We start from the raw sequence: 22,337 nt of genomic DNA on the forward strand, positions 1-22,337 counted from the left end.
CTAACCCCCAAAGGGGGAACTCTAAAAATCAATAGAACCAAAAAACAAGAAACAAGAAACAAGAGACAAGAGACAAGAGACAAGAGACAAGAGACAAGAGACAAGAGACAAGAATCTGGACACAATAGAAGCCCACTAACCCCCTGAGGGGGAACAGTAATCGGGAAAAAGGAGAAGGTTTACTAAATAGCTATTACAACAGAAAACAGAAAACAGAAAACCGACAACCTATAACAAACTAACGACTAACGACTAACAAAAGTGAAAAACAACTTTAAAATCGCATGGAGAAGCCTTGGAAAGAGCAAGGCCTATACTGCTATTAACATCCTGGGACTGGCTGCGGGGATGGCCGGTTTTATTATTGTTTTAATGGTGCTAAACTTTGAAATGAGTTATGATAAATGGGACCCGGAACTGCAGCAGGTGCATAGGATCTCAATGAGGGTACAGGATGATATCATGGAAGCCACACCGGCACCACTTGCCTCTTTTTTAGCTGAAAAACATCCCGGGATTGAAGCTGCAACCTCAATGCAGGGTGCAGGGGAATACGAGGTCCTCATAAGCAATGAGCATAAAAGTATTTATTACAAGGGATTCACATCTGCCGATTCTCTTTTCCTGCAGGTCTTTCCCTATGAGCTATCAAGCGGGAACAGGGCTACCGCACTGGATGCTCCAAATGCAGTGATCATAAGTGAAGAATTGTCTAAAGTTCTTTTTGGGTCCAGGAACCCTATGGGTGAAACTGTCAAAATTTTTAATGCCATGGAAGGGGTGATTACGGGGGTGATCAAAAAACCGACAACACCTTCGCACCGTACAGTGCACTTGGTAATGAGAGATCCCTATGCAAACCAGAATTTTTTCTGGAATAATTTTTCTTATGACACCTACATTAAATTAAAAGAACCCGTGGAGGAGGCTGCTCTTGATGTGGGACTAAACCGCATCTTTTTTGAGGAGCGTATAAAAGGGGATGAACAGCAAATGGCAGCATATAAGGCTGGCAACAGCCCTGTGCTATTTAGCGATGCTGTTCCCAATATTCAAAATTTCTCCAAATTTGGCAACAGTAATATGAAAACAGTTTCTATTCTGTTCATCCTGGCTGTCCTGCTATTATTTACAGGTGCCATAAATTTTAGTAACCTTACTGTGGCGAAATCCATAAGCAGGGCAAAGGAGGTAGGAATTCGAAAAACCCTGGGGTCTGGTCGGCAAAAGCTCATTTTCCAATTTATGAGTGAGACGGGTCTTCAGTGTACAATCAGCTTAATAATAGCTATCCTGGTGGTGTTGATTGGTTTGCCATATCTCAACTCTTCCCTCAACCTTCAGCTTAGTTTTATGGGGCAGAATTCTTGGGACCTTTTGATGCAACTGGGAATTTGCCTGTTAGTCATCACACTCTTATCGGGTATTTATCCTGCTTTATACCTGTCCAGGTTAAACCCGGTAAAGGTTTTAAAGGGCAATTTTTCCGGAGGAAAAAAAGGACTTGGGTTTCGAAATGTATTGTTGACATTTCAATTCATTGTCACCGGCTTTTTTATTGTAGCCATTATTGGTGTGAACCGGCAGCTGGATTTTATGCAGAATATGGATAAGGGATTTACAGATGAGCAGGTGTTGCGCATTGAAACGACTCAAGCCACCCGGGAACAGGGATTTGATCAAACCCGCCTGGCCCTGTTATCCATTCCGGGGGTAAGTAGTGTAGCCAAGACCACCACAGTACCCGGTGATAAAATAGCCGACTCCTCAACCTACAATTTCAATTATAAAGCACAACAGGTTCGAATGGGATCGGTCAAAGTGAGTACAGATTATTTTAAGACGCTGGAGGTGCCGCTGGTATCGGGTAGGTATTTCAACGAAAGTGTGGCCGATCAAAATACCCGCAGCGCCATTATCAATGAAGCTGCAGCAAGGAAGTTACCGGTGGATGATCCTATAGGCGAAACCATCTCTTTTGGAGGGTGTGATGAGGGCGACGTACAAATTGTGGGAGTGGTTAAGGATATAAACGTGCATGGATTTGAATTTACAGTAAAACCTGCGGTTTATACTATTGAAAATAAAGCCTGTATGTATCAAAGTGGTGGGGCTATTTTGGTAAAGCTCAGGTCCAATCAAATCCAGGGTACTGTAGCGGCAATTGAGCAGGAATGGAAATCTATTGAACCCAATTTCCCAATTCGTTATTCCTTTCTGGATACCAATTTTCAGCAGCTGTTCAGTTCTTACTACAGGCTACAAAAGATACTCAGTTTTTTTGGTGGTATCGCAATCCTCATTTCTATTATGGGATTATTTGCCTTGACAGCTTTCATCATTAAGCAACGCACCCGCGAAATAGGAATAAGGAAATTGCTGGGAGCAAATTTGAAAACCATAACAACACTTATCGGCAGGGACTTTTTGCTGCTGGTATTCCTGGCTACCCTTATTTCAATTCCTATAAGCTGGTGGGCTGTGAACCAATGGCTTCAGGATTTCGCTTATAAAGCCAGCCTTGATTGGTGGATATACGCTTCCGCAGGGATTATTGTTTTAATTATAGCTATTGTTACCGTAAGCTTCCAAACCGTCAAAGCAGCAATGCAAAATCCCGTGGATAGTTTAAGGACAGAGTAGGCCCCCAACCCCCAAAGGGGGAGTATATAAACGAAACAGAACCAGGAAACAAGAACCAAGAACCAGGAACCAAGAGCAAGAAACAAGAGAAGCCCTCTAGGGGAATACTAATCAGGAAAAAAGGAGGGGTTAGCTCAAAAGAATTTTTACCAAAAAACTGATAACTGATAACCGATAACTGACAACCGATAATAAACTAAAGACTAAAAAAATGCTACAACTAGACCACATCTACAAATACGTAAAACAGGGGGGGAGACGAATATTCCTGCTGAACGATCTAAGCTTAAAAGTTGAAGAAGGGGAGTTCTTTTCGGTAATGGGGCCTTCGGGTTCGGGGAAATCTACGCTGCTCAATATAATTGGAATGCTGGATGGCTTTGAGGAGGGAGAGTATTTTTTTATGAACGAGCCGGTGCATAAATTAAAGGAAAAGGATCGTACAAAGCTGTTTCATCACAATGTAGGTTTTATATTCCAGGCATATCACCTGCTGGATGAGCTTACGGTTTATGAAAATATAGAGACCCCACTACTTTATAAAAACGTAAGATCATCAGAGCGAAAAGCGATGGTGGCCGATATGCTGGACAAATTCAATATTGTTGGCAAGAAAGACTTGTTCCCTGCCCAGCTTAGCGGGGGGCAGCAGCAATTGGTGGGAATCGCCAGGGCACTAATTACCAGGCCAAAGTTAATCCTGGCAGATGAGCCTACCGGAAACCTCAATTCCAAACAGGGAGACGAAATTATGCAAGTGTTTAAGGAGCTTAATGAGGAGGGGGTGACCATCATCCAGGCCACGCATTCTGAAAGTAATGCGACCTATGGCAGCAGAACCTTACATTTAATGGACGGTACAATCGTAAGACACAAATCTGAAATCCTATAGAAATGCTTCGAACACTTTTATGTATTATTTTTCTGTTGGGAGCAGGGAGTTCCTTTTGTCAAACCGATACGCTTAGATTAAACCTGGACGAGTGTATCAAAATTGCACTGGAAAATAACCTGGAGCTTCGAAGGGCCGACTTAAGAGCAGAAACTTCTGAAAGAAATTTGAGTAATTCCCGGGCGAACCTTCTTCCAAGCCTTAATGCCCGTATTAACGGTGGGGTAAACAACGGGCGGAGTATAGATCCTTTTACCAACACTTATATTGAGGAACAACTTTCATTTTCCAATGTAGGATTAAGCCTGGGAGCTACTGTTTTTAATGGGCTAAGGTTAAGGAATAGTATTTTAAGGGACAGGTATAACCTGCAGGCATCAGAAATGGAGGTGGAGGAGGCCAGGCAAAATTTGATCCTGGATGTAACCCTGGCATACCTGCAGGCATTGAACAACAGGGACCTCGTAAGGCTGGCAGAGGTAAGGCTGGAAACTACATCCAGGCAACTGGACCGCCTTCAGGATCTCTATGAAGAGGGATCTGGGAATCCTGCTGCGTATACAGATATACTCGGGCAAATAGCCAATGACAGGACAGCCGTGGTGCGAGCTGGAAACGCCCTTACCAATGCGATCCTCACCCTTTCCCAGCTCCTTAATGTGGAGCAGCCGGTGGTACCGGAAACCCTTGCCCGGGAAGAGATTATTGTCGATTATACTTTCTCTCCTGAAGAGGTGTATGAACAGGCACTGGAAGGTTTTCCATCTATAAAGGCAAGGGAATTGAGGATTGAAGCAGCAAAAAAGAATATCAATGTTGCCAGAGCATTCTATTTTCCTGAAATCTCTTTCTTCGCACAGCTTAATACAAATTTCTCCAGTGCCGCCAGGTTCTTTACAGAAACAGGTACAAGAGTTACGGAGACCGGTGGGTTTGTAAACCTGGGAGACGGTACGCTACCTGTTTTTACCAATGAGACTATTTTTGAGAGACAGGAAATAGGGGTCTATGACCAGTTCAGCAATAACCTTAACTCGGTTGTAGGGGTAGCGGTAGACATTCCTTTGTTCAACGGCTTCAGGGCCCGCAATAACACGGCACTTCAAAAGATAGTACTGGAAGAATCGAAAGTGGAACTGGAAAACACGCGGCTCATTTTCAGGCAATCCATACAGCAGGCACATGCGGATATGCAGGCGGCATACAGGGAATTCCACATTCTGCAGGAGCAACTTGAAGCATACCGCGAATCCTTCCGCATAAATGAAATAAGGTTTAACAGCGGGGTTTCCAATATTGTAGAATTTATAATTAGCAAAAACAATCTGGATATGGCAGAGATCAACCTGGCAAATGCCAAATATGAATACCTGTTAAGAGTGCAGGTGCTGGACTATTTCAGGGGGAAGGATTAACTATTTAATGAAGTAAGCATAGCCATTCAATGAAAAAATTAATAGCTATCTGGCACTTTCGTTTTTTTTCGACCAAAATCAATTAAATCCGATAAAAAAAATTCAACCAATTCTTTTTTTTCCTAAATTCAAATTAGGTAATACCTGCTCCCCCTAATAAGTTTTTCTTCAATAGTTTAAAGTTTTTTGGGATTGATCCTTCTAAAAAGTTTTTATCCCTGGATGTGATGTGTGGCTGTCATTTCTAAATGACGGGTGTGGTAGGCCAATGATTTATGAATCCCCGGTAAAGGAATTCAATTCTTATTAGTTTCCTAATTAAATTTAATCTCAAATAGTTGAAATTGAGATGTTCAGGATAGCAGAATTTCCGGGATACAGACAACTGGACCAAATGGATTGCGGGCCTACCTGTCTTAAAATGATAACTGAATTTTTCGGGAGGGACTTCCATTTAGATTACCTCAGGAAAATTTCTGGTCTTCAAAAAAGCGGGGCTTCCTTTGCGGGATTATCTACAGCGCTTGAAGAGTTAGGGATAGATTCAATTGGTGTAAAGGCAGAAATGGAAGAATTAATAAATGAAGTTCCTCTTCCTGCTATTGCCCACTGGAACTCAAATCACTTTGTGGTGGTTTATAAGACTAACCGTAAGTACATCTTTATATCAGATCCTGCAGTAGGGAGGGTAAAATATAAACATTCCGAATTTCGTGAAAAATGGGCAGGAGGTTCTGCAAAAGGTGTTCTGCTTTTAGTAGAACCTACAGAACATTACCTGGAACAGGAGTCGCCTGAAATGAAAAGCAAGAGCAGTTTCCAATTTTTAATCGACTACCTCTTGCCTTACCGAAAATATTTGAATCAGGTGCTCATAGGTCTTTTTTTGGCCACTGTAATCCAATTGATCTTGCCGTTTTTAACCCAAAGCCTGGTGGACTATGGGATCAATTTTCAGAACATAGGGTTTATTCATCTCATTGTGATTGCCCAACTTTTTCTATTCCTCTCCCGGTCAGCAACGGAAGTGATTAGAGACTGGCTATTACTTTATATAAGTACAAGAGTGAATATAGAGATGATCTCAGATTTTCTGGATAAACTACTCAAACTGCCCATATCATATTTTGATTCTAAGACAACAGGAGATTTCCTGCAAAGAATCTATGATCACCAAAGAGTTGATGAATTTCTTAGCGGAAGGGCTTTAACTATCCCATTTGATATATTTTATATTATTGTTTTTGCTGTAGTGCTCTACTTTTTTGATCCCACCATTACCTTCATCTTCATTTTGGGCACAGGCTTGTTTTTGGGGTGGTCCCTATTATTTATGAAAAAGAAGGAATTTCTGGATCATCAACTTTTCGAATTGAACCGAAAGGATCAATCGTTATTTCTTCAAATTTTGTTGGCAGTAACCGAAATTAAATTAAATAATTCTGAAGCCAGGCGCAAACAGGAATGGAAGAATAACCAATTTTCCTTATTTGGTATACACACCAGAATTCTAAAGGTAGATCAGGCTCAAATTAATGGCGGGAGATTTCTAAATGAACTTACCAGTATCCTGATTGTTTTTTGGTCTGCAAAAGCTGTAATAGCAGGGGAGATAACATTAGGTACTATGTTGGCTATTCAGTTTATAATTGGCAGCCTTTCTTTACCCGTTTCGAACACTATTGATTTTCTGGTGGGGTATCAAAGAGCGATGCTTTCATTAGTAAGGCTTTCCGAAGTACATAATCAAACCCTGGAAAATAGCAAGGAAAAGAAGGAGACTAAAATCAAATCAGATGATATAGAATTAAAGAAAGTAAGTTTTAGGTATGGGGAACCTTCCACTCCTTTGATTCTTAAAGAACTTGATATAATTATTCCTCAGGGTAAAACCACTGCAATAGTTGGTGCCAGTGGTTCAGGAAAAACCACCTTGCTTAAATTGTTGGCCAGAATTTATAATCCTACAGAAGGTAAAATAATGGTTGGGAATGTTAATCTCGAGGAGGTTCATTCCAATTCTTGGCGAAGAAAGTGCGGGATTGTACTACAGGACGGAATTCTTTTCCATGATACCATTGAACGTAATATAACCGAATCGAATTCCAATGATCCCACTGATAGAGATTTGATGAAGAAGGCCGTTGAGCTTTCCAATTTGGATGAGATGATTGATAAACTTCCTCTGGGATATCAAACTAAGGTAGGGGAACAGGGACAGCTCTTGAGTGGAGGAGAAAAACAAAGATTGCTAATTGCCAGGGCATTATATAAAAATCCGGATTATTTATTTTTCGATGAGGCAACCAGTTCACTTGATTCACAAAACGAAAAAGCTATAACTGAAAATTTATCTTCTTTTTATAGAAACAAAACCGTGGTGGTGATTGCTCATCGGCTTTCAACCGTAAAGCATGCAGATCAAATTCTGGTGATGAACGATGGTAAGATTGTGGAGAAAGGAAACCACCAGGAATTAATCTCTTTACAAGGGTTTTATTATGATCTAATCGTAAATCAATTGGGAGCTTAATATGGACAGGAAGTATATTAATAAGAAGATGATGAGACCAGATGCCGAGCCAAATTGGATTTTACGGCGGGGGCAGAATATTGTGGTTCTGGTCTTCATATTAGCTGTAGTTCTTGCCAGTTTTTTTTCCTTTAATGAAATCATAATAGGAAAGGTTAAGGTGACCTCTAAATTTCCCCCAGTAGAAATAATAGCTAAACAGCAAGGAAAACTGATGGAACTACATTTCCAGCCCGGTGATATGGTAAAAGCGGGAGCAGTTTTAGCAATGATTGAAAATTCTGCAAATGCCGGAGATGTCAATTATTTAAAGGAAAAATTGACCAATAGGGTTTTCTTTGAAACAATAGATTCCTTAAAATTAGTTTTTCCCACTGATCTTAGGTTAGGGAATTTGATACAGCCATCATACCAATATTTTTTATCCAATTATCAGGAGGTCATTTTGGAAAAAATATTAAAAAACAATGAGCTTATTCAGTTTCAGTTGAAGGATGAGGTTAAAAGCCAGAAACGCATTGCAGAAAATAAAAATAAAGAACTTCTGCTGGCGGATAGGTCCTTTGAATTGCAGGAAAGAAATTTGGAAAGACACAGGGAGTTATTGAAAAAGGGAGTAATATCTCATCACGATTTGGAAAAAGTGGAGAATGAATTTTTAGAAGCCCAACAGAAGTATGAAATTATTACTCAACAAATTGAGCAAGTAAAGATTGACCTAAGCACTTTGGAGAAGGATAGAAAACTGGCAGAAAGCTCACATTTTAGGACTTCATCTACAGGAGCTGTGAAACTTGAAGCAGCCAGAGAAGCTTTATTAAGCAATATCCTGAACTGGGAGGAAAAATACCTACTCGTTAGCCCAATTGATGGTAAGCTTTCTTTTAATAATGTTTGGGGAAATTTTCAGAATGTAGAGGAAGGGGAATTGGTTTTTGTTATTATGCCTTTGAATAGTAACAGCGTGGTTGGAAGATGTAAAGTTCCGGTGAGGAATTCGGGCAAAATATTGGAAGGACAATCGGCATACCTGAAGCTGGACAATTATCCTTACAGAGAATGGGGGATTTTAAAAGGTAAGGTGGAGTCAATTTCTGATATTCCCGGCGCGGGCAGTGAAGATTATCTAGTCTTTCTGAGTATAGATAGTTTGACTACTTCTTATGGGAGAGAGCTAAAATTTAATAGGGAGTTAATTGGGGATGTGGAAATCATTTTAGAAGAGACAAGTGTTATAGAAAGGATCTTTTATGAATTTAGGCATCTATGGTCGTTGAAGGAATACTAGGTGAAGATGGAAAAACAGATTTTTAAATATTCGCTCATTATACAGCTTTTCTTTTCAATTGGTATTGTAAAGGTCAATGCACAGGGAAAAAGTTACCATCAAGTGCATTTGAAGGATCCTTCCTATCAGGAAATTCAGGAACAGGAATTTGAAGCCTTGGATATGGAGGATTGGCAGAAACTTTCTGAACTAGTAGACTTTCACATCTCAAAGGCAAAAGCTGAGAATAATAGTATTGAAATTGCCAGAGCATTCTATTTCAAGACAGATATGGAAGAGCCTCTTGTTGCCTTACAATATGCAGATTCTATTATATACTATACCAGAGGCAGTGACCATCATAATTATCCAACTACAGGTTATGAATTAAAAGGGCATTTATACTTTCAACTGGGGAATTTTCCTATGGCTTTGGAAAATTATCTCACTGCCTATAACCTGGCCCTGGAAAAAGATAACCTTGAACAACAAAGAGAAATTTCTTTGGCTATTGCTGCAATAAGAAATATTAATGGACAGCATTATGCGGCGGCTGAACTCTATAAAAGATCCTTAAGACTTTTAAAATCCCAACCCGATTTTCAGAACCAGCATTATGAAGATTATTTGCTCCTTGTCTATAACCTTGCTCTTACTCATCTTCGTTTACAAGAGGTAGATTCTGCGGGTATATACGCGAAAAAGGGAATAGAGCAGACTATTACGCATAAAGACACAAGTAATTATATAGATTTTGTATTGTTGGATGCACAAATTAATTATTACCAAAATGAGCACGGGATAGCAAAGGATACACTCCTGAAATATTTAGATTTATTTGATGGTACAAGTAAGGCTATAAAGCTTTATTATCTCGGAAAAATAGAAGAGAGAAGCGAAAACAGGGAACTGGCTATAAAATACTTTAGAGATATTGATTCAATAATTTCAATAACCAAAGATCCTTTTCCTGAGGCTAAGGATGTCTATCAGCAGTTAATTATGAACTCTCTTACAGAAAATGATAAAAGAAAGCACGTAGAATACATTGGAAAGTTGATCCATTATGATAGTATTCTATCTACCGGTAAGGAAAATGTACTTAATATGGCGGTCGCTTCATATGATTTACCCTATCTAAAGTTTCAAAAGGAAAAAACTGAGGAACAGTTAAGAACGAAAGAGAGATTTGTTCTTTTTGCTAGTTTTTTAGCGGGTATTGGGTCTTTATCCGGTGTATATTTTTATATACGTACACGCAGAATGAAATTGAAATTAAAAACTCTTCTGCAAGACGGAATTAAGAAATCAAATCAAACAAGAACTTCTACTGATGGAAAAATTCCCCACCCACCTTCTGTACCTGAAGATATACGAAATGATCTTTTAAGTAAACTACAAAGGTTTGAAGAGTCAGAGAGATTTTTGTGTAAAGATCTGGACATGGCAACTCTTGCGGAGGAGCTGGGCACTAATACCAGCTACCTTTCTGTGGTCATTAACCACTATAAGCAAATGAATTTCCCGAATTACCTGAAAGAATTAAGAATTTCCACGGCAGTTAGACGGTTGCCGGAAGAACCAATGCTTTTAAAATATAGTAACCAGGGTCTTGCAGATACTTTCGGGTTTAAAACAGGAGAAACCTTTTCCAAGGCTTTTTATAAAAGCACAGGAGTGTATCCTTCAAAATTTATAAATGAGTTAAAATCGAGAAATTTAGAAGGCCATTTATAAATGACGGTTCCAGCATCTTTTATTTTGAGTAAGGATATGTTTATTTAGTACGAAGTTTATTATTAACCATTTAAATTTATAGATCATGAAAAAATCATTGCAAGATTTCAAACCACGCGCCTTGAAAAATCTGGAAAAGATTAAAGGAGGAACTGGAGGGGGAGGGGCTATTGATAGGGACAAGGTTAGACGTCCCAAGCAGGGTAAATAAGGTTTCCCCATTTGTAGAACCAAATTCCGGTCCTTCACCGGGGCCGGGATTTTTTTAGAATGCTAATAATGAAAAGAACAACAGTTATTTTATCAATTATTTTCCTTTTAGGAAATGATTTCAGCTCCTGGGGTCAGCAGGAGAAATTTATTTCCAAATATCCTGAAGTTCAGGAACAGGAGAAAACAGAAATTATTTTTGATAAGAAGGTGAAAGATAATTTTCCTGTTTTAAATGATCTTGAAAACGTTGAGGTCCGGGAGTGGTTTGCTGCCCAGGACTCCCTCGCCGAAAAATATTTTTCTGATAATCCAATTATGAAAGCCTACCTGAAAAGATTTACTGAGCTACAGGATATTCAAAAGGAAAGAATAAGCCTGATTAAAGTGAATGAACAGGGGAATTACTTTTATTTAAAATATAATGATTCAACAAAAATTGATAAACTCTTTTATAAACAGGACCTTTCGGCAGCTGAGGTTGAACTTTTGGATCCTGCTGCTATACCTGAACAAGTTGGAGATATTACTTACTTAAGTCCTTCTTTTGATGGAAAAAAAATTGCCGTTGGCTTCAAGGTAAATGAAGAGGATTTTGATTCCCAGGTGATCATCCTGGATATAGAAAACACAAAAATTTTAAAAGACAAAATAAACCATATTAACCCTGACTTTGGAGGGATTGAATGGCTGCCAGATAGTTCAGGGTTTATTTATTTATATTTCCCGGTAGTAGATCGCAGCTCGCCGGGATATAAGAAAGATTCTTATTCCGTGATTCATTTTTTAGGTCAGGATCCGGAAGAGCGAAATAGGATTTTTGGGAACAATGAGAATGTATCAATTCCAGCGGACTATTATCCTAAAGTAAAAATAGGCTCCAGTATTGATGATTACCTCATTGGATATTCCGCGACTTCGAATGACTATTATGATGGCTATATCGCTTCTATGGAAGGTATCCTTAATCGTAAACCTGTATGGAAGCCATTTTTTAAAGCAAATGATAAAGTGTTTTTTACTGAAGGAGAAGTTAGGAATAACGAATTTATCTTTCGTCAGGGTACTGATCAAGGGAACAGGATTGCAAAGGTTGAAATAAAAGATCCACATTTTAATAACGTAACTGTATTGGCTGAAGGAACACAGGATAACCCCATAACCAGATTGGAAGTGACTAAGGATAACATCTATTTTTCACGGTCAAAATTTGGGGTAGAGGTTTCTGTATTTTCACTTAATAGGAATGAGGAATTAAAAGAATTGGAAACTCCTTTTAAAGCAGGTTTTCTCAGCTTCTTTGGTGCCAGTATAACCGAAAATTCTATTGGAGTTGAACTGGATGGCTGGACATCAGATTATACCAGGTATTTAATAAATGACAGGGGAGTATTTCAGGAGGAAGGTTTGAAAAAAAATGCTGATTACCCGGGATTTGATAAACTTGTTTCTGAACAAATAATGATTTCCTCTCATGATGGGATAGAGGTACCGCTTTCTCTGGTATACCATAAAGATCTCGAAATGGATGTGGAGAAAGAAGTTTTTATGTATGTTTATGGGGCATATGGGGAAAGTTTAAGTCCTTTTTTTTACCCCATATTTCTTGATTGGGCACTGCAGGGCGGAATTCTAGCCTTTCCCCATGTGAGGGGAGGAGGTGAAAAAGGGAAGGACTGGCACATTCAGGGAATGAAAAACCTTAAATATAATTCCTGGAAGGATCTCATTGCCTGTACAGAAGAGTTGATCGATCGTGGATTTACCAGAGAAGGTCTTATTTCCTTATATACTGTAAGCGCCGGAGGAATCGCCGCAGGTATGGCTGTGAATGAACGACCAGACCTTTATGCTTCTTTTATAGCTGAGGTTCCAAGGTTACACCCCTTCGGATTGGAGGCAGCAAGTACTACCAGTAGTACCAGTTACCTGGAATATGGATCTGTAAGGGATAGTCTGGAAATACAAGGTTTAATAAACATGGACCCTTATTTAAATATTAGACCACATCAATCTTATCCTGCTATTTTAGTTATGCCTAGTTATAATGATGATAGGATACCTTTGTGGGATAGTGGCAAGTATATTGCTAAAATTCAGAAAATTAATGGAGGTGAGAATCCTATTTTAATGGATATAGATTTTGTATCCGGCCATGGAACCTCAAATGCTTATGACGAAACGGTGGAATTATACAGCAAGATTTTCAGCTTTGCCAAAAGCAATATGAAATATTAAAGATAAAAATCTTCTTTTTATATTAAGCCCTTTTTTTCCTAAAAAGGGCTTTTTTTAACCGTTTCTTCTTTTACAGGAAAGACACCTTTTTTTATAAAACACCAGCCTACTCTTTATAAACAGGGAGTTAGTCTTTTTTCATGTGGAAATAATAAACCAGATATTTAAGATGAATTATTCATCGGTATCATGGAGTTTATTATTGCAGAAGAAAAGCTTGAAAAGGAAATCCTTGCTTTGAAAGAGGTATCCACAAATAAGCTTGTGGTGTACGAGGGGATAATTAAATACCTCCGCAGTGTTCTCAATTTATATAGAACGAGAATTTATCAGAATGAGTTTAGGGATAGTGAAGAGGAAATAAAATTTTTTAAGCTACATAAACAAATACCCCAGTCCCGGCTCGTATATTATCTTCAGCTTAGAACATTGGAAAACCCCTTCTCATATGGCAAAAGAGTTCGGAAAAAGCTCTACCGTAAGAAAATAGAAAAGATCAATAAGTTTAATCTGCTTCATTATGATTTCTGTAATTACATGGAACTGGAGCAGCAGCATTTAGATCAATTTTATTTCACCCGAGCCTACTTAAATGAAAATGAGATTACTGCTCAAAAAAACTTTCTAGTTGATCCTAATTTTAATACTTCTCACGATCTCCTCCTCAGTCAGTATAGAGCTTACAAAATGCTTTTACCCAAATTAGTGGCAGAAGTTGAAAAATCAAAGCATCCCAAAGTGAAAAATACTGGAATTACGCTTAAATGGACAGCTTCAAAAGTAGCATTAACCGAACTTTTGTATGCCCTGCAAGTCAATTCTGCTATCAATAACGGAAGGACAGAATTGATAACTATCGCATCCTTTTTTGAAGATCATTTTGAGGTCAAGCTGGATAATATTTACAAAACCTACTCAGAGATAAAATCCCGCAAAGGGAGCAGGACCAAATTTCTGAATGAATTGACCTGGCAGCTGGAACAGAAAATGAAAGGGGATGATGCCCTATAAATTTCGGGTGTATCACGTAACTCCGAAATACTCTTTTTGCATACTCACGAAGATATTTGGATCTCCAAAACTTCTTCTGAAGGCCCATTTTCAGCAGAAAACCTGGTGATTTGAGGAGTGTTAAATTTTGACGTAACTACGATCGCATTGGGAAGAAAACCCAACAATCCCCATCAAATTTGTAAAACGAAAGTCAAATTAATGCAATCCCGCCGCTTTAAAAATTCTAACCTGCGGCGGGATATTTAAAACCAACTTATTATGCCAGCAAACATTCTTACCACAGAAGACCTTCACGAGTTCAAACTGGAACTCCTACAGGAAATTAAAGAGTTATTGACTAAAGCCGGAGAGGGATCACCTAAGAAATGGCTAAAATCTTCAGAAGTGATGAAGCTATTAAAGATTAGTCCAGGAACCTTACAGAACTTCAGGATCAATGGAACTATACCTTACACCAAAATAGGTGGGATCATCTATTACGAGGCAGAGGAGATACAAAAGATCTTACTGGAGAACAAAGTGAATTTTTAAAATTATCACGAAATGAATTATATCAGGCATCTTAATACAGTACTACAAAAATTTGAAAAGGACTCCCGGCTCAACCCTCCTCATATAAGCCTGTACTTATCCTTGTTCAGGGAATGGAATCTTACCAGGTTTTCAGAACAGTTTGCTGTATCACGCAAGACCCTTATGAAGCGGGCAAAAATTGGTTCCAATACTACTTACCACAGGTGTATGCGAGACTTACATGAATGGAACTATATTCTGTACATGCCTTCTCATAATCCCCATATAGGATCAGTTGTACAGATGGCTATTTTTTTTGCAGGTAGTGAACCAAATAATGGACAAAACAGGTCCGGAAATGGTGAACAGGTGGAACACTACCATTCCGCTGATGTACCAGTTACTATTTATAAACATGAAAACATGGTAACGTATGGAAGACCATTTAATGAACAAGAGGTTTTAAAGTTTTTTGCTTCTATAAATCAGGCTCCGGAAAAGGCTCTTAAATTTTTTGAATATTACCAGGCCAGGAACTGGAAAGTTGCCAATGGGACAGAGGTCAGAGACTGGAAAGCTTTAGCGCAAACCTGGATTTCCCGTTCCGTTAACCAGGTACATCGCGATGGTAAAGCATTTAACGGATTTAAGGATTACCTGAAAATTACTAAAGATAAAAACTATGATGAACCCCTCTAAAATCATCGAAGCCGGCGTAGAATATAGTTTGGGCAAGTTCGATGGACACACGGTGTATTATGAATTTCCGAAGATCTTGATTTACCTGGATGCCAAGGGAAAAATTCTTTTTGGAAGGAATTTCAAGATTTTTGATAATGACCGGGAATTACTATTTAGGCTATGCAATTATATCATCCGGGATGAAAAAATGTGTCAAAAAATGAACCTTGATCTTAATAAAGGTTTGTTGATCTCGGGCCCTGTCGGCTGTGGCAAGACCAGTCTTATGAAATTATTAAAATATGTAGTGCCCCATCAAAAGGCTTATGAAGTAATACCCTGCAGGAACATCGTTTTCTCTTTCAACCATATTGGTTTCAAGGCGATAGAAGATTTTGGGGAAAGCGGTTATTTCTGTTTTGATGATCTGGGAGTGGAACCTCTTGGAAGATTTTTTGGGCAGGATTGCAACGTGTTGGGGGAAATTCTCCTGTCCAGGCACGATTTGTTGCTAAGCAAAAAAATAAGGACTCACGTCACCACCAATCTTAGTGCAACTGAATTGGAAGAGAGATATGGGCAGCGGGTAAGGAGCAGGATGAAACATCTTTTTAATCTCGTAACCTTCAGTAAGAACACCTTTGACAAACGCGTATAAATAAGAAAATGAATAATGAAAATAGCCACTTATAATATTCAGAATTTGTTTCACAGAGATAAGGGATTAATAAAACTCTCTGCCGGAAGATGTTTCTTAAACTGGATTAACGAAATGGATTTTTTGATGAGAAAACTGTTTAAAGGGCCAAATGATGTAGATCGTATAAAAGAACTTTCCTTTTTACTCGGCTTTGAAAATAGTAGAAGGGAGTCCTATGCTGTCATGAGAAAACGGGGAGGAAGTTTGTATTTAAGAGGTTGTAATAGTTCTTTGGAAAATAAAGCCTCCAGCTTGTCAGAGTGGAATGGGTGGATCCCCTTACAAAATATCCCCCTCAATCCCGGGGCTATATCAAACAAAGCAAGAGTAATTGCAGAGGTGAATGCAGATATATTATTACTGCAAGAGATAGAAGAAAGAGGGTCTTTGTTAGATTTCAATATGAAATTGTTATATGGTCATGACAGGGTTCCATACCAGGATCTATTAGTGTTACAGGGAAATGATGACAGAGGCAGAGAACTTGCGATCTTAACTAAAAATGGATTTAAGGTGGAGGAAATTAGAAGTTTTATGGATGAAAGAACAGTTGTGGGAGAATTGCTGTTTGATACAAATTTGCTGCAGTATAAAGTTTCTACCCCGTCTAAAAAAACCTTCTGGTTGATTGCCGTGCATTTTGTAGATACAGGCAGGGATACGGAATCTGCTGCGAATATGAGGTTTCTACAATCTTCCAGGGTAGCAGAAATCTACCAGGAAATGTGGGACGATGGTAAAGAGAATATTATAATCGCCGGTACCCTCAATGAGGTATGCTATTCCCATTATCTTTCCCCTCTCCTTCAAAAAACTGACCTGAAGGACATCACAAAACATCCTGAGTTTAATGTAGATATAGATTTAGGGATAGATGCAGATTACTATCGAATGGGAGCATACAGGAAAGGGGTTAATATAAAGCAGAAGGACTACCTGCTGCTTTCACCGGAAATGTTCAAAAGAGCGATAAAGGGAGGCTTGAACAGGAAAGCCGTATGGCCGGACAAATTTGGTAAATGGAACGTGTATGATACAATTGGCAGCAAAGAACAGGCAGCCAGCGAACATCCTGTAATTTGGGCAGAGATAGACATTTGAAACTTCTAATTCATTGGAAGTATTTATAATTGTACGTGGTGACTAAAATTAATTCCAATTCAGAACAACGGAATGTAGGTGGTTCCAATTATTCTCCAAAATTAAATTTTTAAGTTTGGGAAACAATTGGTTTTATTTTACAAGTTTATAATCCTATTCAAGTAAAAGTTTCATTAATTTTTCTGCTGTCACTTCCCCCTTCTTTTTAACAAATTCCCTGGAAGTATTATCACCAATTTCATAGGTGAGTGATTCTGCCCCATGCTCGTAAAAAAAGTAGCTAGTGGAAGTTACTCTTTTTCCAGTTCCTGGACTTGGTTTCACATTAGGATTATAATTTTCGAATTCTTTCCCTGTTTCAGAAATTAGAGCAGGAACAAGGCCGGGCATATTTCCTTTTTGTTCAGGATCAATAGTATAATAAATATCCTGCCAGGTAGAATGAAAATCAACAAAAAAGTAAATTTTTCCATTATTCTCCTTTACTTTTTTATTGGCAAAATCTCTAATAACTCTCGTTTCAGGCTGGTTAAAATCTTCCCAATCCCTATTTAGGTCAATTCCACCCATGTTATGCCGCCAATGACCATTATCGACTCCATCTGGATTTACCAGAGGAAAAACGTAGGTATTATATTTTTTTCTAAAGGCTATGGCATCCTCGCTATTCGATGAAATAGTTTCGATAAAGGCTTTCATGGCTAAATATCCAGTCACTTCCGGTGGATGTTGCCGGGAGAGTACAAAGATCATAGCCTTATCGTCACTCTCACCTATTCTTAAAACCTCTATAGGTTTCCCTTCCCTACTTTCACCAGCTTTTGACTTCGTTATGAAGGGTTTTAAACTTAACTCATTAGTCCATTGTTTATTATCAGAAGTAGTAATAAGCTCTTGTGCAGAAATCCAAACGGTATCAGGACTTATTGAAAGCCGTATGGTTGCACTTGGAGTTTTAATTTTTTCTTCAACAGTTTTTTTTGCGATAAATAGTTCCGAGGAATCTATCTCAACAAAATTGATTCCATCCGAACTTATCTTTGGATGGTAGCGGTGATTAATATTTTCTGGATAGGTAAGAGACAAAGTGACTTTTTGTTCTTCTTCGGACCACAATTTAAAAGCATACCAGGGACTGGTATTGATAGGAGTGTTTTCTGGAGTACTTAATGTGGAAATAATGGTGTCATTTACCATAACAATACCATTTAATCTGGCACCATCAAATTCATTTGAAGCATAGATACCATTTCCCAGGTTAAAAATATCTCTGTATTGACGTTGTACAGGTACAGTTTCCGTATTGACCTTCTGTATTTCTCCCTGTCCTTCCCATTGCTTATTAGTTTTACAAGAGGTCGCAACGACAAGAACTAAGGAGAGTAAAATTAAGCTATGATTTATCTTTAGGTTGAGCATTTTTATAATTTCTAAAATGTGAAAGTGAGGAGCAGAAATTAATTAATTTCCTTAAAATCCTTTATAACTAGCTTTTGTTAATTCTTGAACGTTTCTTATTTTCCTAGGAGGATAAAGATGCTTATCGAGGTATTTATAAATATCAACTCTTACTTCCCTGGCATGTTGTGTATCAATTCGGTTAAAAATATGTCCCCCAGGAATTTCATCGTAGATTTTATATTCAAACTTTTTATTATTTGCTTTTAAGGAGGAAATCAAGTGTTCAACTTCAAGAACATTGACATCATTATCATTTGTATTAGTATGTATGAGAAGTGGAGTGTTTTTAAGCTTGTGCGCATTATATGCAGGAGAGCGTCGTTTATATTCTTCAACATTTTCATATGCGGTCTTTCCAATATGGTAATCAGCTGAATAAAGATCTCTGTATCCTTGAGTTTTATATCCCATTCGTGCTATTAAATCACTTACTGGTACTCCTGCATAGGCCACTTTGTAATTGTCAGGTTTTTCGAAAATATTTAAGAGAGTAATAAGACCACCATGGCTCCAGCCAATAATTCCAATTCTATTTTTGTCTACGAATGAGTAATTTTCAATCATAAATTCACGGCTGGCATCCACATCTCCTACTTCTCGGCCGCCGTAGTCTATGTTTTCATAATGTCTTTTGCCATAGCCTGTACTTCCTCTATATTCCGCAGCAACTACTATATACTGTTGAGCCATTAATTCCCTAATAATATGGGCATAAAAAGTTCCAAAACTACTATGTACACCTCCATGCGGGAAAACTATCAGGGGATATTTTTTATTGGGATCAATATCTTTAGGAACGAATACATAGGAAGAAAAGATTAAGGGATTACCATAACCTTGGGCTGTTTCATTCTTTTCCTTCCAAAGAGGCGGGCCAGTCATTGTAACCTTATCGACGTGTGCAACATCTCCTACTTTTTGATACCAGAGAATATCATCTATTCCCTTACCAAGTTGATCAAGACTATGTCTCAAATTGGAGATTTGGTTTCCCATTTTCTCTATAATTTCATCTTTAGATTCCTTTTCCTGAGCTACCATTTGACTTTTTCCGATAGCCAAAATAAAGAATAGCAATAAGTAAATGTTTTTCATAAAAATTTTCTTTAGTTAATTATTGGGTTAATCAGTTTACTTTTTTCATTACATATGCTCCCCAAAGAAGATCGCGTTCATTAACAGCTTATTCGTTCCAAACCAAAATGCCCGGAAGTTGGTATTATCTGTAAACAGGATCACCTGGCCGCTGCCTAAATTGGTCTTTTTGAAGGGGACCGTGTTGGCGATCAATTCAAGGTTGGGTTTGCTTATGTAGCCGCTTAGTAATGGATTCCCGGTGTACTGTAACGGGTTGTTGTAGCTGGTGGAATCGGCTTCTATGAAAATGGTTGTATCCCTGAACAGGGCTATTTTATCATCCTTATAACCAAAATTCACAGGGTGTGATCTGTCCTGTTTTGCCTGGAAGATCGCTCCTCCAATGCCCTGTGCCCCTCTAAAGTCTCTCGCCTGCTCAAAAGTGACATTTTCTGCCTTAATTTCATTCTTCTTAAGCTCCATCTTCATGAACTCGTTGCTCTTGAACCAGTTGGCGGCATTTTTATATCCTATTAAGGTTCCACCATTGCGAACCCAGGTTTTAAGTTTGTCTGCCTCACTTTTACCAAGAGCACCACCCCAGCTGTTGGGAAGGATGATAGCCGTATAGGAACTAAGGTCGGCACGATTGAAATTACGTGTGTCCAGTTTAGTGATCTTCATGTCGTAACGTTGATCAAACAGGTGCCAGATCTCTCCGGCATCATAAGGGGTGATCCCGTCTCCTACGATCATTGCAACCTTTTGAGGTTCCAATGGCCTGAATTTATTGCTTCCCAGGGTTATCCCGCTAGTGAGGCCGGTAGTTACCGCGTTAATCTCCACTCCGGTTTCTTCAGCCACTGTTTTGAGTAACTCAAAGATCTCGTCTGAGTTCAATTCCTGGTTCTGTACCGGGATAAGGATAGTACCATAATCATAGGCTTTATCTCCCTCTGCAAATGGTTGCATGGCAACAGTAGCACGCAGGTCCTTTTCCAGGATCATATTAAGGGCTTTTGGTGCATAATAGTTATGCCACTCCATAAGGTAAGCGTATTCGCTGCGGGCAGGGGCAGTGACCGTTGGTTTTGCCGGCTCTTCTATCCTTTCGCCTGCATTGCGTATGTTGACCTCCTCCTGGAAATCCAGGTTGAAGGCAAGGGGGAAGGTCCAGGCAGAGATGTCATAGAAAAGACTGTCCTGGAAGCTGGTCCTTTTTTCGAACATAGCCTCTACAAGTCGGTGTTGCCTCTGATTTTTAGGAACGATATAGGCCGCCCCTTTTTTATAGTTCTTGCCATTGGATTCAAAATCCCCGGCAACCTCATGAACTTCAATTTGCTGGCGTCTTAAAATATCTGCCAGGTGCCAGGCGGTGGCGGGATCTTTGGAATTTCCAAAGACATAGGCGCCTTTTCCTGTCGACTTACGGGCATTTGCATAAAATTCGCGCTGGAAATTAAGGATCTTTTCCCTCATACCCACTGCAGCTTCCAGGGTGGAAAGTGCGGTAGTAAATTGATTTCTTATAGTGAATGGGAAGGTGAGGAGCCCGTTATTGGTTTCCTGCACATGCCCGCGGGAACTTCCCTGCTCAAAGAGAATTCCTATGCTTCCGTTAATATCGGGGAAGGTAGAACCTTTTCCGTAGTAAAAATCGTCGTAATCCTCTTCAGTATAATAAAGGGAGCCAATTTTATCCAGTGCAGCGGCGTGGTAGGTGCCAATCTCTTTGGTAAGATCCTGGTTCATTTGCGGCGTTAGCGGGTGAGTCCTTGAAGGTATCCCCGGCTGGAAAAAGAACGAGGAGTTGGAGCCCATCTCGTGATGATCGGTTAGGATATTTGGATGCCATTTATGAAAAGTCTCTATTCGCGCACGGGATTCAGGTAATTGTGCCGGCAGCCAGTCGCGGTTCATGTCAAACCAGTAGTGGTTGGTCCTTCCTCCCGGCCATACTTCGCTGAATTCCCTGTCCTGCGGGTCCGGATTAAGGTTGTGGCTCCTGTTGGTGTTGGCCCAATAGGCAAAACGCTGTAACCCGTCCGGATTAAAAGAAGGATCAAAGAGGATGATAGTATTCTCAAGAAGTTCATCAATTTTTGGGCCCTGTCCTGCTGCAAGATAGTAGGCTGCAAGAAGAGCGGCGTTGGAACCACTGGCTTCATTTCCGTGAATGGAGAACCCCTGGTTCACCACGATGGGCATACTGGCAGTATTTAAGTTGCTGCTGTTTTCCCGGGTAAGTTTCAGGTGGTCCTGGCGTATTTGCTCCAGATTGCTATGATTTTCAGGCGAAGTGATGGTTAGAAGGATTAGCGGCCTTCCTTCATAGGTATTCCCGCGGGTTTCCAGAGTGATTCGCGGAGATTCTTCAGCTAAAGTCCGCATATAGGAAAGCAGTAGGTCGTGGGTCACATGCCACTCGCCGGGTATATAGCCTAAAACTTCCTGGGGGGTGCTAATATTCTCATCGTAATTTATGTCCTGAGGGAGATAGTAATTAAGGTCTATCGGTTTTTGTGCTAGGGAAAATAGAGGAATTAAACACAAAATAAAAAATGATAAATTTTTCATAATTCGATGCTAAAAGATATAGGAATTTATGTATTTGGACTGGAAAAATCTCGATTAACGGTAAGATTTCTAAATACTAGATTTTCAAATCTATACAAATTTTTTTTAAAAAGGAAATTCATATTTTTTTTTGAAAAAAATTTTTTTTTCTAACTTGATTCAAATGGCCCATTCTCAGCGAATTACCTTAATGTAAATTTTTGTACTATTTCGATTGCGAAAATAATTTAATTTTTTTTTAGTGCTTTTATAAATTGTTTACCCATTTATTATTT

At 39.1% G+C, this 22,337-nt stretch carries 16 protein-coding genes; 13 read left to right on the forward strand and 3 right to left on the reverse strand.

Features of this window, described 5'->3' with window-relative positions; all coding sequences use genetic code 11:
* Positions 1 to 261: 261 nt before the first annotated feature.
* From FHG64_RS17640 to FHG64_RS17695, 13 genes are all read left to right on the forward strand, one after another.
* Positions 262 to 2,643, forward strand: a complete 2,382-nt coding sequence (locus FHG64_RS17640; RefSeq protein ID WP_139067623.1) for an ABC transporter permease — start codon at positions 262 to 264, stop codon at positions 2,641 to 2,643.
* A 211-nt stretch (positions 2,644 to 2,854) separates the two neighbouring features.
* Positions 2,855 to 3,535 carry an ABC transporter ATP-binding protein gene (locus FHG64_RS17645; RefSeq protein WP_139067624.1) on the forward strand — a complete coding sequence of 227 codons (681 nt, stop codon included), beginning with the start codon at positions 2,855 to 2,857 and terminating at the stop codon, positions 3,533 to 3,535.
* A gap of 2 nt (positions 3,536 to 3,537) precedes the next feature.
* The gene (locus FHG64_RS17650) at positions 3,538 to 4,950 is read left to right on the forward strand and encodes a TolC family protein (RefSeq protein WP_139067625.1); all 1,413 of its coding nucleotides are present in this window, start codon (positions 3,538 to 3,540) and stop codon (positions 4,948 to 4,950) included.
* A 349-nt stretch (positions 4,951 to 5,299) separates the two neighbouring features.
* Positions 5,300 to 7,483, forward strand: a complete 2,184-nt coding sequence (locus FHG64_RS17655; protein ID WP_139067626.1) for a peptidase domain-containing ABC transporter — start codon at positions 5,300 to 5,302, stop codon at positions 7,481 to 7,483.
* Position 7,484: 1 nt separating this feature from the next.
* The gene (locus FHG64_RS17660) at positions 7,485 to 8,771 is read left to right on the forward strand and encodes an HlyD family secretion protein (RefSeq protein ID WP_139067627.1); all 1,287 of its coding nucleotides are present in this window, start codon (positions 7,485 to 7,487) and stop codon (positions 8,769 to 8,771) included.
* Between the two features lie 6 nt (positions 8,772 to 8,777).
* A complete protein-coding gene (locus FHG64_RS17665; protein ID WP_139067628.1) occupies positions 8,778 to 10,487 on the forward strand; it encodes a helix-turn-helix domain-containing protein in 1,710 nt (569 codons plus the stop codon).
* Between the two features lie 85 nt (positions 10,488 to 10,572).
* Entirely contained in the window at positions 10,573 to 10,698 is a 126-nt protein-coding gene (locus FHG64_RS19845; protein WP_262710271.1) for a hypothetical protein, read from the forward strand.
* A gap of 68 nt (positions 10,699 to 10,766) precedes the next feature.
* Positions 10,767 to 12,935: a prolyl oligopeptidase family serine peptidase gene (locus tag FHG64_RS17670; protein ID WP_168191382.1), complete on the forward strand. Its 2,169-nt coding sequence runs from the start codon at positions 10,767 to 10,769 to the stop codon at positions 12,933 to 12,935.
* A gap of 189 nt (positions 12,936 to 13,124) precedes the next feature.
* Positions 13,125 to 13,946 (forward strand): RteC domain-containing protein, encoded by an 822-nt coding sequence (locus FHG64_RS17675; protein ID WP_139067630.1) that lies wholly within the window; start codon positions 13,125 to 13,127, stop codon positions 13,944 to 13,946.
* Positions 13,947 to 14,207: 261 nt separating this feature from the next.
* Positions 14,208 to 14,480, forward strand: a complete 273-nt coding sequence (locus FHG64_RS17680) for a helix-turn-helix domain-containing protein (protein ID WP_139067631.1) — start codon at positions 14,208 to 14,210, stop codon at positions 14,478 to 14,480.
* Positions 14,481 to 14,492: 12 nt separating this feature from the next.
* On the forward strand, positions 14,493 to 15,161 hold the full coding sequence (locus FHG64_RS17685) for a hypothetical protein (protein ID WP_174760409.1): 669 nt from the start codon (positions 14,493 to 14,495) through the stop codon (positions 15,159 to 15,161).
* A complete protein-coding gene (locus FHG64_RS17690; RefSeq protein WP_139067632.1) occupies positions 15,145 to 15,801 on the forward strand; it encodes a P-loop NTPase family protein in 657 nt (218 codons plus the stop codon). The genes FHG64_RS17685 and FHG64_RS17690 overlap by 17 nt, the downstream gene beginning before the upstream one ends.
* Positions 15,802 to 15,927: 126 nt before the next feature.
* Entirely contained in the window at positions 15,928 to 16,944 is a 1,017-nt protein-coding gene (locus FHG64_RS17695; protein WP_139067633.1) for an exonuclease/endonuclease/phosphatase family protein, read from the forward strand.
* A 153-nt stretch (positions 16,945 to 17,097) separates the two neighbouring features.
* On the opposite strand, the gene FHG64_RS17700 is transcribed toward FHG64_RS17695, so the two are convergent.
* The 3 genes from FHG64_RS17700 to FHG64_RS17710 form a co-directional block, all read right to left on the reverse strand.
* Positions 17,098 to 18,030 (reverse strand): M14 family metallopeptidase, encoded by a 933-nt coding sequence (locus tag FHG64_RS17700; RefSeq protein ID WP_168191383.1) that lies wholly within the window; start codon positions 18,028 to 18,030, stop codon positions 17,098 to 17,100.
* Between the two features lie 384 nt (positions 18,031 to 18,414).
* On the reverse strand, positions 18,415 to 19,500 hold the full coding sequence (locus FHG64_RS17705) for an alpha/beta hydrolase family protein (protein ID WP_139067635.1): 1,086 nt from the start codon (positions 19,498 to 19,500) through the stop codon (positions 18,415 to 18,417).
* 48 nt (positions 19,501 to 19,548) lie between these two features.
* A complete protein-coding gene (locus tag FHG64_RS17710; RefSeq protein ID WP_139067636.1) occupies positions 19,549 to 22,062 on the reverse strand; it encodes a M14 family metallopeptidase in 2,514 nt (837 codons plus the stop codon).
* Between the last annotated feature and the right edge of the window lie 275 nt (positions 22,063 to 22,337).

Source organism: Antarcticibacterium flavum, from assembly GCF_006159205.1.
Classification (GTDB): domain Bacteria; phylum Bacteroidota; class Bacteroidia; order Flavobacteriales; family Flavobacteriaceae; genus Gillisia; species Gillisia flava.

Coding starts and splice junctions, on each gene's coding strand:
- FHG64_RS17675 (WP_139067630.1), top strand. CDS start 13,125: ATGGAGTTTATTATTGCAGAAGAAAAGCTTGAAAAGGAAATCCTTGCT.
- FHG64_RS17650 (WP_139067625.1), top strand. CDS start 3,538: ATGCTTCGAACACTTTTATGTATTATTTTTCTGTTGGGAGCAGGGAGT.
- FHG64_RS17680 (WP_139067631.1), top strand. CDS start 14,208: ATGCCAGCAAACATTCTTACCACAGAAGACCTTCACGAGTTCAAACTG.
- FHG64_RS17690 (WP_139067632.1), top strand. CDS start 15,145: ATGATGAACCCCTCTAAAATCATCGAAGCCGGCGTAGAATATAGTTTG.
- FHG64_RS19845 (WP_262710271.1), top strand. CDS start 10,573: ATGAAAAAATCATTGCAAGATTTCAAACCACGCGCCTTGAAAAATCTG.
- FHG64_RS17655 (WP_139067626.1), top strand. CDS start 5,300: ATGTTCAGGATAGCAGAATTTCCGGGATACAGACAACTGGACCAAATG.
- FHG64_RS17670 (WP_168191382.1), top strand. CDS start 10,767: ATGAAAAGAACAACAGTTATTTTATCAATTATTTTCCTTTTAGGAAAT.
- FHG64_RS17710 (WP_139067636.1), bottom strand. CDS start 22,062: ATGAAAAATTTATCATTTTTTATTTTGTGTTTAATTCCTCTATTTTCC.
- FHG64_RS17685 (WP_174760409.1), top strand. CDS start 14,493: ATGAATTATATCAGGCATCTTAATACAGTACTACAAAAATTTGAAAAG.
- FHG64_RS17645 (WP_139067624.1), top strand. CDS start 2,855: ATGCTACAACTAGACCACATCTACAAATACGTAAAACAGGGGGGGAGA.
- FHG64_RS17695 (WP_139067633.1), top strand. CDS start 15,928: ATGAGAAAACTGTTTAAAGGGCCAAATGATGTAGATCGTATAAAAGAA.
- FHG64_RS17665 (WP_139067628.1), top strand. CDS start 8,778: ATGGAAAAACAGATTTTTAAATATTCGCTCATTATACAGCTTTTCTTT.
- FHG64_RS17660 (WP_139067627.1), top strand. CDS start 7,485: ATGGACAGGAAGTATATTAATAAGAAGATGATGAGACCAGATGCCGAG.
- FHG64_RS17705 (WP_139067635.1), bottom strand. CDS start 19,500: ATGAAAAACATTTACTTATTGCTATTCTTTATTTTGGCTATCGGAAAA.